Consider the following 13,388-nt stretch of genomic DNA (forward strand, 5'->3'; position numbering starts at 1 on the left):
CTGCCCCCAACTTGTTAGTTGTGTCTAACAATTGGGGGCAGTTCACCTGAGGGACAGCCTCTTTCCTGTATGATGGGTTACCCTGTAGTTCCTCTGGCACGCGCTAAAATGGACAATCCCTGTTAATTCCCGCCCGAAGCTGCCTGCTGCTCGTTTTTTTGCTGCTTATGCGCCTTAGCGTCGATAACTTTGCCGTTGCTTCCGCCTTTGTCGCTCACCGCGGCGATCTGCATGGCGCTGCTGCCTTGGAAAATTCCGCCCTCCTGAATGATGAAGGAGCGGACATCAATGTTGCCGACCAGCACGCCGGAGCTGGTTACGATGAGCTTGCCTTTGGTGTGGACGTTGCCTTTAACTTTGCCGGCAATGATGACATCGCGCGCTTGGATGTTGGACTGTACGACGGCGTTTTCGCCAATCGTAATGTCGCCTGCGCATTCAATGTCGCCATTGAGTTGGCCCTCGATCCGAAGGCTGGCTTCGGACATGATTTTACCTTCGCAAATGGTACTGCCCCCGATCAACGTGTCTGTTGTTTTTGCATCAATGCGCTTCGATTTAGAGCTTCCAAGCATCAGCGTTCATCCTTTCTATTGGTTATGAGATAAGGGGTCGGGTCAACGGGGACGCGGTTCTTCTGTACTTCGTAATGCAGATGGGAGCCCGTGCTTCGACCTGTGGAACCGAGTAGGCCGATCTTTTGACCTTTCGTTACTGATTCTCCGCGTTTCACGAGTATTTTATTCAGGTGCATATACCCGGTTTGAATCCCGCGCGTATGATCGACAATGATGCGATTGCCGAATTCGTTGTCGAAGCTGGCTTCGATCACTTTGCCGGACGCCGTCGCATAAACGGCATCATTGATTTCACCGTCGAGATCTAGTCCCGTATGCATCGATGGTTTACCCGTAAACGGATCTCTTCGTACCCCGAAACCGGAGGTGAGGCTGTGCGTCATGACAGGCCAAAGTGTCGGCGTAATGCTGCGCAAATAGTCGGCTTCCTTCAGGCGTGCTTCGGACTCGCTGAGATTAATGAGCAGAGTGTTAATATCCCCGACTAAGGCGGAGAGCCCTTGTTTGGTGCTGCTGACAAGCGCGGTCACTTCCTGCGATGTGACGGGGACCTCGGTGCCGCCGACATCCGAGCCATACGCCGACTCACTTAAGGCGGACAGCTTTTTGCTTGTCCTGTTCGGCTCTTCTGATTGGCTCATGAGCTGTATGACATGTTCGAGTTTCTTAATTTCTTCGAGCTTGAGCTTAAACTCATCTGCTTGCTGAGATAAGTCAATCAAATTAGCTTGAAGCTGCTCCAGTTCATTATCTTTAAGTGTAATTTGATTAACCAGTTGGCGTTCTTGTCCATCGAACGTACGCTGCATGTTATCTTTCGTTTGATGGGAGTAGGTATTCATTAAGTAAATCGTGACAAAAAAACCAATCAGCACGAGCAGGATCACGCTAGGCACAATATACAAACTACTGTGCGGAAGCTTGAATCTTACGGTTCGGCGGTTGGCGCCCGGAATGATCATTAAGGTGAATTCTTTTTTACCCCATATGAATCTCAACCGATCCTCTTCCTTTCCGAAACAAAGTCCCCCTCCTTGATTGGATTGTATTCATGAAGAAGATGAGTCATGCCTAATTTATTATTTCGCCTGAAGCCCCTAAAACAATCAGTCCTCTATGGGACATACTAAATTTGGGAAAAGGCTTCATGTTCTCAAGCTCAACTTTTTAATGAAAAGTTACGTCTATAGGGTAGAAGGATGCAGTATAAGATGCGGAAGGAGAGAAGATGATGTTGAAAAAATATGTACCTGTTGTGGCGCTTGCCATTATGACGCTTGCAGGATGTGAATCTTCCGGAACGACGAACGGTGCTGTGAGTGTTTCCGATTCGCCGCAGCCAACGGCTGCAGCGACGGCACAAGCTACTGTACAACCGACGACGACTCCATCTGAAAAGCCAGTCGCAGGAACCAGCGATAAACCGACGAAAGTGGCGATGACCGGGGTAACGGCTGTCCGTTTAGCGGATGCCAAATCCGGCTGGATCGGCGGCAAAGGTTGGATAGCCCACACAGATGACAGCGGTGCGAAGTGGCAGATTCAATATGAAGGCAGTGGCGAGGTTAAACAATTATTTGCACTAAATGGGAAAGAAGCTTGGGCAAGTGTTGGGAGTGAAGGCAGCTTGTTGAGTACGAAGGATGGAGGCCAGCACTGGACATCTGTCGGTAAAATGCCGAACGCCGCGTTCTTTCATTTTATATCCAAAGGGGAGGCGTTCAGCGGGAACGCCCATACCGTAGACGGCGGCGTGAAGTGGACGAATATGCCTGTGCCTGAGGGCATCACGGGAGATGCCTATTTCCATGATGCCAATAACGGGTGGGCGGTAAAGCAGGGAAAAGACACCATCCAGATTATGAGAACGCAGGATGGAGGGAAGACCTGGACCAGCGCGATGTCCCGCAAAAGTGCAGAATCGATCACGGGCGCAGTGATCCGTTCTGCCGGAGCGAACGATGCCTGGGTAGAGCTCATCGGCGGCTCGGGGATGACTCAAACCTCGTATTCCTTGTTCCACACGAAGGACGGCGGGAAGAACTGGCAGACGGTGCTTGCTAACAGCACCGCCGGAGGCGGGCCAGCCCCGGGTATCCCTGCAGGGGATAACACAGGGCCGAAGAACACGGGCACGAAGCCCGGGCCGCTCTACGTCGTTAGTCCCGACGTAGCTTTTATGGGCGGGCAGTGCCCGAGCTGCGACAAGCCGAACTCCGTCGGATGGACGAAGGACGGCGGCAAAACCTGGGTGAACGGCAAAGAGACGTTCACCGGCTACGGCGAGCTGCTGCTGGCCATGGCAGACGCGAATCAGGGCTGGCTGATCACGAATGACACTGAGCAGCCAAGCGTGATGTATACCACCGGCACAGGTGGTGTCAACTGGACTAAGGTGCATGCCTTTGATGCACCGAAATAACTAAAAAGCCTTACCGGAAGCAGAGCGCTGACGGTAAGGCTTTTTTTCTATACCCATGAAATTCCATTTAGCGCGACCCCCTTTCTTAGGGGGCGGACTGAGAATGGTATGGGTATACTTGCTATTTTGCACAGGAGGTTAGACATGCTAGCCCGCAAATATACGATTTCTACGCTAGTAATCGCACTTGCCGTGTTCATAGGTTTTACCGTGAAGAATCCGGAGAACATGGCACTAAACGCTGCATACTCCAATACGAGCGATAATGAATCGATAACAGTTGATCCGACGCTGGCGCAACCGGCGGAAACGGCAAGGCCGGTAACGGAGGAAAGGATAGAGGCTGTGCACGATCCAGCGCCTACCGCAGCAACTCCGGCGGTGACGGCTAAGCCGAGGACGAAGCCTTCAGCGACGCCCAAAGCTTCATCTCCCAGCATCTCGCCACCTGCAGCTGCGCCAAGCGAGGACGTGACTCCTACGGCAACTCCGGCGCCAACGTCAGCAGAAGAGAACTTTACGCCTGCGGCTAGCAGTACGCCCTCTGTAATTAAGGCAGCACCAGAGCAGATTCGGGAGGGAGATGACCCCGTTCCGAATGTTAAGAAAGTGAATCTTCCCTCAGCCGAAATCGTGAAAATCAAAGAACAATATGAACGGATAGCGGGTTCAGATACCAATGAAGCGACATGGAAACGCAAGGCCGATCAGCTCATCGTCAAAGGGATGAGCTTCCTTGGGACTCCCTATGTATTCGGAGCAAAGGGAGGCCAAACCGATTCATTTGACTGCTCCTCTTTCCTCCAATACCTGTTTGGTTCGCAAAAAGTGGCCTTGCCGCGTGATTCCAGGCAGCAAAGCCAGCATGGGACAGAGGTATCCATCGACGAACTGCGCGAGGGCGATCTCGTTTTTTTCACTACGCCCAAAAGAAAAAACAAAGACGGAATCGAACGGATTGGCCATGTGGCGGTCTATATGGGCAACGGTCTAATGCTGCATACTTTCCGCCCGGGTATTGGCGTTACCGTGTCTGAGCTGGATGGTACATGGAAAGATCGCTTTGTTAAGGCTAAGCGGGTTCTGTCTTAATGAATTTTGGCAGGGATAGCCTTATTATAGCTCAGTAGCTCCGAGACAGTGATTAGCTTGTATCCTCTGTTTTTTAATTCAGGCAAAATAATTTTCAACGCTTGGATGGTTTGCGTCGGTCCTTCAATATAGTCATGAAACAGGACGATATTCCCGTTTTTCGCGTTTTTCAGCACACTGTTCACAATTCGGTTGACCCCTGGCGTATTCCAATCCTTCGTATCCAACTGCCAGCTCCACATGATCATTTTATAGCCTTCATCCTTGACGACCGACACAAGGCGGTCATTGTAGAAGCCTCCGGGTGGACGAAACAATTGAGACCGCTGTCCGGTTTTTGCAACAATCAGATCTTCGGTCGTATTCAGCTCCTTCTTGATGTTGGTTTTTCGCCCTATATAGGCATGGGAGTATGTATGATTGGCAATCTCGTGACCTTCCCGAGCCGTTCGCTCCAGAACGTCGGGGTAGAGCTGAATCTTGTTGCCCACAACGAAGAATGTTGCCTTCGCCTCATACTGCTTCAACAGCTCCAAAACTTGATCCGTATACTTGGGGTGTGGGCCGTCATCGAATGTTAACGCAATGACCTTCTCATCCGTATTCACTTCCCATACAATTTCTCCCCGTGTTTCATAATAAGCTCGGTCTTTCTTAGGGGCGGCGCTGGCTGCGACGGGCTGCATCAAAAATATGCAAATACACAAAGCTGCAATAATTCTCATGATGTCTCCTTATTTGGTTTAGTATAAGTAGCGTTTCCAATTACCAAAAAAGGAATTCAAGATTTCGGCGGTTCCCCTCCATTTGCATTTCCATTCCCGTTTCCATTTCCGTTCCCATTCCCATTCCCATTCCCATTCCCATTCCCATTCCCATTCCCATTCCCATTCCCATTTCCGTTCCCATTCCCATTCCCATTGCCACTAAAGAAGGTTGTCGTGAGCGCCTTAATTTTTTCCATGAACTTGCCATAGCCGTATCCGGTCAAAAAAGCGATCGAGATGCGTGCAGACATTGAATCGTCGACCTGCAGCAGCATAATGCCGCTCTCGAACAGGACGATAGTGATAATAGCAGAGCCAAAGCAGAGGATTGGCCTCATGAAATACCAGTACATCCACTGTGAGGTAAGGTCATGATAATGCTCGTGGAACATTCTGAGCCCGTACAACGCTCCGCCCAAAGCACCGGCAAAGCCAAAGCTGGCGTACTCATGGAACTGGCTTACGTCAATGCCTAACAGCTTACCTTGAACAGACCCGCTGCCGAGCACAGCCATCATCCAGAGACTGCCGATGAACCATGCGAGTAGATAAACGAAGATGATCTGCTTGCCGAAGCGTTTTAAGGGGTCCAAAAAAAATCACCGCCCTATACATGGTTAATACCATTGTATGAGCGGTGTCGTTGTTGATGCCTGCCGATAGGGGCGTTGTTCGGATAACTTTAAATACTGAATGATCGTTCTAGAGCAGTCCTGCGCACCGAATTTCTGAAGTTTGCGGATCGAGGTGCGGCGTTCCGACAGCTCGGGATATTGCTCAAGCAGCAGCTTGAACCAGTGATCGACCATTTCAAGCGATGTAATCATTTGACCATAGCCTTGGTCTTGAAAATACTGGCAATTCATTTCTTCCTGACCCGGAATTGGGCTGTAGAAGAGCATTGGAATGCCTTTGGCCATGGCTTCGGTGCATGTCATTCCACCCGGCTTGGTGATTAATAAATCCGAGATGTCCATCAGTTTATTAATCTCATTGGTGTATCCAATCAAATGAATATTCGGCTGCCGGAAAATGTCTTCCTCTAATAGCTGTTGGCGCGCTTTCTCATTTGTCCCCAGACAGATGAGAAGCTGAATATCCTTGCTCCAGCTGGCCAAATACGTTAACAGCTCTTCTTTTTCTTCCTTTTTAAAAACGCCCCAGCCGCCGCCCATCACCATCACCGTTGGCATGGCGTTAAGCCCGAACTGCTTGCGTGTCTGGACTTTGCTATGTTCGAGATGGAAATCCGGGTGCACGGGAATCCCTGTCACTTCAATGTGCGTCTCCGGCACACCGCGGGCGATTAGCCGCTCTTGTACCTTAGGAGTCGATACGAGGTACTTGTCTACGGCAGAGTCAATCCAAGTGCCATGTACGTCGTAATCGGTAATGACCGTGAAGAGAGGCACCGAGAGGCCTGCACGCTTTAAGCGAGACACAATAATACTCGGAAAAGGGTGCGTACACACGATAATATCCGGCTTGAGCTGCTTAATAATCGCCTTGGTTTGGGAGTAAAACATGCGGTGCAGGAAGAGTCCTGCAACACGGCTGAGTGACTTTTCATATTGATTACGGTAAAGCATACCATAGAGTTTGGGTTGTGAAGTAACCGTGCGGCGGTATGCCGAGAAGATCCAAGGCGCTAGGGTAGGATGCAAAAAAGCACCAAGCTCTATCACACGCGTAATGATTTCCGATGAGTTTTGTCGGAGCTCAACCGATAATGCGTGCGCAGCTTGTGTATGACCTTTCCCAAAGCCCTCGGATAAAAGCAAAATCCGTTTTTTTCGCAAGGAACTCACCTTTCTTTGTCAACCATATAAATCCTATCCATAAATTAGACGCCACGAGCGGGTGGAAGCCCTGCAAGTTAAGCGCTTGAGGAGGCTTTACGTTTGGATGCGTAGCATTTGCGGCAGACCGGAACATAACTCTCGTTCCCGCCGATTTGAATCTGTTCTCCGTGGAAAATAGGCTCGCCATCCTTACAGCGCATGTTCATGATCGCTTTCTTGTCGCAGTACCAGCAGACCGTTTTAATTTCCTCGATCGTGTCCGCGGCGGCAATCAGTGCCGTGCTTCCTTCAAAAAGTTGACCCATGAAATCCGCGCGCAACCCGTACGCGATAACCGGAATGTTCAAATCATCGACAATCTCGATCAACTGTGCGACCTGATGTTTGGTCAAAAATTGCGCCTCGTCCACAAGAATGCAGTTGGGAAGCTCATTTTTCGCCAGTTCAACCATATCTAGTGTGTCGTCTACAACGATGGCATTCTTTTGCATACCGATTCGGGATACGACTTTACCGACGCCAAAACGGTCATCTACGACAGAGGTTAAGAGGAGAACTTTTTTTCCTTGTTCTTCATAATTATGCGCTACGCGCAGTACTTCAATGGATTTGCCGCTGTTCATCGTGCCATAACGGAAATATAATTTTGCCAAGCTGGGCCAGTCCCCTCTGAAGATTAAGATTATAGGTTAAAAAAATAAGTAGCTGTCAGGGAATTGAGCTCTTCTAATTTCACGGCAGCTTGGAAGCTAGTTTCGGAAGCGGGTTTATCACCAATTAACGGCTGCTTTTTGTATATTTTACGAATGTTCACTTCAATACTGCCCTTAACCGGCTCTTCCGTAATTTGAATGCGATGGGGCTCGTACATCAAGACATTCATTGTGTCTCTGGCAATTGGGTTCGTGCTTTGCAGCAGCTCTTGAATGAGCTCATGATCCAATAAAGAGGGAAGACGCTCCTTCATACCCGGGTTTGACTCGCAGTGATGAGCAACCGCTTTGGCCAGCAGCGCATCCATGGCGAGAAACGGGGGACTAAGGAAAATACGGTGGTCTTCCACGACCGCATGAATGAGGGCCGCCGCTGTTTCTTCATCTGTTTCTATATAATTCCCGCGAAGGCGGAGCTTTCGGACAAGCTCGGATGGCGGCAGCAGCTGCTGACCCGCATAGTAGGTATCTCGCAGGAAACTGTCCAAATGATCTAGACCCATCAAGGACGTTTTATTCGTTAGAGGGCTGTCCTGTTTCAATATGGACACGATCGCTGTCGGGGAAATACCATGCTCGGTCAGAATGTCGGCAATCGTTCCGCCAAGAATCAATCTCTCCGTATGCATATGGTGGTCATAGCCGAGAGTTCTTTCCACCGCGTGGGAAAAGGGCAAATGCCCGATGTCATGTAAAAGTGCAGCGATGCGAAGCAAGGGCTCGTCCGGACAAAAATGGGCCATTAAAGACCATACACCGACCGTATGCTCGAACCGTGAATGGGTCATTGGCGAAAAAAGCGCAGAAGCTCCGAAATGATGCAAGAACTTCAAGCGTCGAACCGGCTGCGCTCGGAAAAGCTGGACTTCAACCGGGTGGGCTTGTATGTGCCACTTATATAAGGGCTCCCGAATCATCCCAGTCGAAAAAGTATGCTGTAGACTCAAAGCAGCGTTCCTCCTAGGCTGTGAAATCTGGATGTATGTTTCATTGCAGCGCATTAGCTATCATAGCATGAAACATAGAAAGTTCGCTATCATGAGCGTATGAAAAAGCATCGTAAAACATGCCTGACAACCCGAACAGCCATGCACAGAACGGCTGCGGCGGATCTTTCTCTTCCAAATCCATTTTTTAGGGCTATCTTATAAAAATATTAAAATGAAAACCTTTACATTTTAATTGAACTATACTATTTCTGGTGTTAATATAATATAAAAAATATTGAGACTATTTCACCAATTTACACTATTCAATATATTGGATGAAATACGAGTCACCACGTTTCGACAATTTAATACTTTAAAGCGTACATTGGACAAAGTGAGTCCAAAAACCAGAAAAGAAAGGTTGCACAACATGACCAAAAACGGGTTACCTCCCAAACAAGGATTGTACGATCCTCAGTTCGAGCGTGATGCCTGCGGTATTGGCTTTGTAGCGAATATTAAAGGCGTGAAATCGCATGAAATCGTCAAGCAAGCGCTTCGTGTACTTTGCAATTTAGATCATCGCGGTGGTCAAGGCAGTGAGCAGAACACGGGCGACGGAGCGGGCATTTTGATGCAAATTCCGGATACGTATCTCCAAGTTGCTTGTGCGGAGGAGAACATCAAGCTTCCTGCAGCAGGGCACTATGGTGTGGGTATGGTCTATTTGCCTCAGGATTTGGAGGCGCGCCAAGCATGCGAGAAAATCATTGAGCGCATTGTTAGCGAGGAAGGGCAGCAATTCTTAGGTTGGCGAACTGTTCCTACAGATAACAGCTCACTTGGAGAATCCGCGAAATCGGCAGAACCTTTCGTACGCCAAGTATTTATTGGAGAAAGCGCGGGTGTGGCGAGCAATCTCGATTTTGAACGGAAGCTGTATGTTATACGTAAACTATCTGAAAACGCTATCAAAGCGTCGCTTCATGACACCCAATTTTACTATTCTAGCTTGTCTAGCAGAACAATTGTTTATAAAGGGATGTTGACGCCTGAGCAGGTCGACGCATATTACGTTGAATTACAAGACGCTAAGGTGGAGTCTGCGCTTGCACTCGTTCACTCCCGTTTCAGTACGAATACATTCCCAAGCTGGGAGCGTGCGCATCCATACCGCTATCTCATTCATAACGGCGAAATCAATACGCTGCGGGGAAATGTGAACTGGATGTATGCGCGTCAGGCGATGTGCGATTCGGAACTATTTGGCGAAGATTTCAAACGCATTCTTCCTATTATTGATACTGATGGCTCTGATTCGCAAATGTTTGATAATACGCTCGAATTCCTGATGCTTTCAGGTCGCTCTTTGCCTCATGCGGCGATGATGATGGTTCCTGAGCCATGGTCCAAGCATGAATCCATGGATGACACCAAAAAAGCATTCTACGAGTATCACAGCACACTCATGGAGCCCTGGGATGGACCTGCTGCAATTGCTTTCACCGACGGCAGTCAGATCGGTGCCATCCTAGACCGCAACGGCCTGCGTCCTTCGCGTTACTACGTAACGACGGACGATTTGATCGTACTGGCTTCTGAAGTTGGTGTTTTGGATATTGAGCCTGAGCGAATTTTGTACAAAGACCGCCTCAGACCAGGACGAATGCTGCTTGTTGATACCGTTGAAGGCCGTATTGTAACCGATGAGGAAATAAAGAACGGTATTGCCAGCGAGCAGCCCTATCGCGATTGGCTGAATGAGCATCTTGTGTCGCTCGAAGATCTGGACGATGCGCCACTTGTGCTTGGTTCCGATCATGACACGGTATTGCAGCGCCAGCAAGCATTTGGCTACACATTTGAGCAGCTGCGCAAAATTCTAGAACCAATGCCCAAAACGGGCGTGGACCCCATTGGTTCAATGGGTACGGATACACCGCTGGCTGTGCTGTCCGACCGTCCGCAGCTGCTGTATAACTACTTCAAGCAGTTGTTCGCGCAGGTAACTAACCCGCCGATCGATGCGAACTTCGAAGAAATTATTACGGCGCAGGGCACAACGATCGGGCCAGAGCGTAACCTCATTAGTCCTGAACCGGCCAGCTGCCGCCAAATTCGTTTGAAAACGCCGTTCCTCTCAAATGAAGAGCTGGCGAAGCTGCGCCACATTCAGCGTGAGGGCTTCAAAACGGTTACCTTGCCTACACTTTTCGAAGCCTCGCAAGGTACGGCGGGACTGGAAGATGCGATGCAAGCTCTCTATGCAGCGGCAGATGCGGCGATTCAGGACGGAGCTTCCTTGTTAATTTTGTCAGACCGCGGCTTGGACGTTACAAAAGCGCCGATTCCAGCGCTGCTAGCGACGTCAGGGCTTCATCACCATTTGATTCGCCAAGGCACACGGACCAAAGTGAGCTTGCTTGTCGAGTCCGGGGAACCGCGTGAAGTGCATCATTTTGCTTTACTGCTTGGCTATGGCGCAGGCGCGATCAATCCGTATCTGGCGCTCGAAACATTAGATGACATGATTAGACGCAATCAGCTTACCGGCGTTGATCATGATAAAGCTACCTATAATTACATCAAGGCAGTGACGAAGGGCGTCGTGAAAGTTTTGGCGAAAATGGGCATTTCCACGATTCAAAGCTATCGTGGGGCGCAAATTTTCGAAGCGATCGGCCTCAGCCAAGAGCTGGTCGATACGTATTTTACATGGACGTATACGCCTGTTGGCGGCATAGGCATCGAGGTTGTGGCTAAGGAAGCGGTGCTTCGCCACACCCGCGCTTTCTCTGAGCAAGAGGGGCGCGATAAGGTGCTCGATACGGGCGGTGACTTGCAGTGGCGCCGGGATGGAGAAGATCATCTCTACACGCCGGAAACGGTGCATGCCCTTCAATCGGCGGTTCGTACGAACAACTACGCGATGTATAAGAATTTCTCTAAGCTCATCAAGCGCGAAGATGAGAAATATATGGCGCTGCGCGGGCTTCTGACCTTCAAGGAAGGCCGTCAGCCGATCCCGATCGAAGAGGTGGAGCCGATCGAGTCGATTTTTAGGCGCTTCAAGACGGGAGCCATGTCCTATGGCTCTATCTCCAAAGAAGCGCATGAGACGATTGCGATTGCGATGAACCGCATCGGCGGCAAGAGCAACACCGGCGAGGGAGGCGAGCATCCGGAGCGCTTCACGCCGGATGCGAACGGCGACCTGCGCCGCAGCGCGATCAAGCAGGTGGCGTCCGGCCGCTTCGGCGTCACGAGCCATTATCTCGTCAACGCGGACGAGATTCAGATCAAGATGGCGCAGGGCGCGAAGCCCGGCGAGGGCGGTCAGCTCCCGGGTACCAAGGTGTACCCTTGGGTGGCCGAGGTTCGGGGCGTTACGCCAGGCGTAGGTTTGATTTCGCCGCCGCCGCATCACGACATTTATTCGATCGAGGATCTCGCAGAGCTGATCCACGATCTCAAGAATGCCAATCCGCGCGCACGTATCAGCGTGAAGCTGGTATCCGAGGTCGGCGTTGGCACCATCGCTGCCGGCGTAGCCAAAGGGAAGGCGGACGTCGTCCTTATTTCCGGCTACGACGGAGGAACGGGCGCGTCACCGCAGACGAGTATTCGTCACGCGGGACTACCTTGGGAGCTCGGTCTGGCGGAAACGCATCAGACACTCGTGCTCAATAACCTGCGCAGCCGTATCACCGTCGAGACGGACGGCAAGCTGATGACAGGGCGCGACGTTGTCGTGGCTGCGCTGCTCGGTGCCGAGGAGTTCGGCTTCGCGACGACTCCGCTCATTACAATTGGCTGCGTCATGATGCGCGTGTGCCATCTGGATACATGTCCGGTTGGGGTGGCTACGCAAAATCCGGAGCTGCGCAAGAAATTTGCCGGCGATCCGCAGCATGTCGTGAATTTCATGACCTTCATCGCGCAGGATGTGCGCGAGCTGATGGCGGAGCTTGGCTTCCGTACCATTGAGGAAATGGTTGGCCGTACGGATGTGCTTGAGTCGAAGCAAGCCGTAGCGCACTGGAAAGCCAAAGGCGTTGATTTGTCGCCGCTTCTGCACCAGCCGGATGTCGGCGAGGACGTGGGCCGCTTCTGCCAAATGGCTCAGGATCACGGCTTGGACCGCTCGCTGGACGTTTCGAAGCTGCTCGATATTTGCGAGCCTGCGATCGAACGCAAAGAGCATGTACATGCGATCTTGCCGATCGCAAACACGAATCGTGTTGTCGGAACGATTGTGGGCAGTGAAGTCACTCGCCGTCATGGCGTCGAGGGCTTGCCTCACGATACGATCCGCCTTCACTTTAACGGCTCGGCCGGCCAAAGCTTCGGCGCTTTCGTGCCTAAGGGGATTACGCTCTCGCTGGAAGGCGACGCCAACGACTATGTGGGTAAAGGGTTATCCGGCGGTAAGCTGGCCATTTTCCCGCCTGCCCAGTCCTCTTTTGTGCCAGAAGAGAATGTGATCATCGGGAATACGGCTTTCTACGGCGCTACGGATGGCGATGCTTACATTCGAGGCATTGCTGGCGAACGCTTCTGTGTAAGAAACAGCGGCGTGCGCGCAGTTGTCGAAGGCGTGGGCGACCATGGTTGTGAATACATGACAGGCGGTCGCGTCGTTGTTCTAGGATCGACAGGCCGCAACTTTGCTGCCGGGATGTCAGGCGGAATTGCCTATGTCCTTGATGAGAAAGGCGATTTTGCCGACAAGGTGAACAAAGAGATGATTCATCTTGAGCAGGTTGAGGAAGTATTTGAAATGAACGAACTGAAAACGATGATTCAGCATCATGCTACATTTACGGATAGCAGCGTTGCCCACCGCGTCATACAGCACTGGGATGAATACGTTTGGAAGTTCGTAAAGGTCATACCGAAGGACTACAAGCGGATGTTTGATGCCATCGAGAAGGTGAAACGCTCCGGGCTGGGCCAGCAGGAAGCGATTATGGTTGCTTTCGAGGCGAACATGCGGGATGTTTCCCGTGTCGGTGGAAACTAACGAATCAGAGCAGAGGCTTACGACGTAAGTTTTGCTGAAGCAAAACTCTTAGGAGGGACTAA

10 protein-coding genes are annotated in these 13,388 nt (G+C 50.8%); 3 read left to right on the forward strand and 7 right to left on the reverse strand.

What is annotated here, in order from left to right; translation table 11 throughout:
- Window positions 1–122: 122 nt before the first annotated feature.
- Window positions 123–575 (reverse strand): bactofilin family protein, encoded by a 453-nt coding sequence (locus J2Z65_RS21150; RefSeq protein ID WP_167051784.1) that lies wholly within the window; start codon window positions 573–575, stop codon window positions 123–125.
- Window positions 575–1,576: a peptidoglycan DD-metalloendopeptidase family protein gene (locus tag J2Z65_RS21155; RefSeq protein WP_240159434.1), complete on the reverse strand. Its 1,002-nt coding sequence runs from the start codon at window positions 1,574–1,576 to the stop codon at window positions 575–577. The genes J2Z65_RS21150 and J2Z65_RS21155 overlap by 1 nt, the downstream gene beginning before the upstream one ends.
- Window positions 1,577–1,806: 230 nt before the next feature.
- On the opposite strand from J2Z65_RS21155, the gene J2Z65_RS21160 reads away from it, so the two are divergent.
- Together J2Z65_RS21160 and J2Z65_RS21165 are read left to right on the forward strand one after the other, a co-directional pair.
- The gene (locus J2Z65_RS21160; RefSeq protein ID WP_167051786.1) at window positions 1,807–3,000 is read left to right on the forward strand and encodes a WD40/YVTN/BNR-like repeat-containing protein; all 1,194 of its coding nucleotides are present in this window, start codon (window positions 1,807–1,809) and stop codon (window positions 2,998–3,000) included.
- A gap of 144 nt (window positions 3,001–3,144) precedes the next feature.
- Window positions 3,145–4,092, forward strand: coding sequence for a C40 family peptidase (locus tag J2Z65_RS21165; RefSeq protein WP_167051788.1), 948 nt, complete (start codon window positions 3,145–3,147; stop codon window positions 4,090–4,092).
- On the opposite strand, the gene J2Z65_RS21170 is transcribed toward J2Z65_RS21165, so the two are convergent.
- From J2Z65_RS21170 to J2Z65_RS21190, 5 genes are all read right to left on the reverse strand, one after another.
- The gene (locus J2Z65_RS21170) at window positions 4,089–4,817 is read right to left on the reverse strand and encodes a polysaccharide deacetylase family protein (RefSeq protein ID WP_240159436.1); all 729 of its coding nucleotides are present in this window, start codon (window positions 4,815–4,817) and stop codon (window positions 4,089–4,091) included. The two genes, J2Z65_RS21165 and J2Z65_RS21170, sit on opposite strands and share 4 nt — an antisense overlap.
- Window positions 4,818–4,873: 56 nt before the next feature.
- Entirely contained in the window at window positions 4,874–5,452 is a 579-nt protein-coding gene (locus tag J2Z65_RS21175) for a hypothetical protein (protein ID WP_193580735.1), read from the reverse strand.
- Between the two features lie 24 nt (window positions 5,453–5,476).
- On the reverse strand, window positions 5,477–6,658 hold the full coding sequence (locus J2Z65_RS21180) for an MGDG synthase family glycosyltransferase (RefSeq protein ID WP_167051790.1): 1,182 nt from the start codon (window positions 6,656–6,658) through the stop codon (window positions 5,477–5,479).
- Between the two features lie 77 nt (window positions 6,659–6,735).
- Window positions 6,736–7,314: a thymidine kinase gene (locus tag J2Z65_RS21185; protein WP_167051793.1), complete on the reverse strand. Its 579-nt coding sequence runs from the start codon at window positions 7,312–7,314 to the stop codon at window positions 6,736–6,738.
- A gap of 29 nt (window positions 7,315–7,343) precedes the next feature.
- The gene (locus J2Z65_RS21190; RefSeq protein WP_167051795.1) at window positions 7,344–8,321 is read right to left on the reverse strand and encodes an HD domain-containing protein; all 978 of its coding nucleotides are present in this window, start codon (window positions 8,319–8,321) and stop codon (window positions 7,344–7,346) included.
- Window positions 8,322–8,733: 412 nt separating this feature from the next.
- Between J2Z65_RS21190 and gltB the strand changes: the two genes are divergently transcribed.
- Complete coding sequence (gene gltB / locus J2Z65_RS21195; RefSeq protein ID WP_167051797.1) at window positions 8,734–13,326, forward strand: glutamate synthase large subunit; 4,593 nt, start codon at window positions 8,734–8,736, stop codon at window positions 13,324–13,326.
- Window positions 13,327–13,388 lie beyond the last annotated feature (62 nt).

This window comes from Paenibacillus aceris (assembly GCF_017874035.1).
In the GTDB taxonomy this organism is placed as follows: Bacteria; Bacillota; Bacilli; order Paenibacillales; family NBRC-103111; genus Paenibacillus_E; species Paenibacillus_E aceris.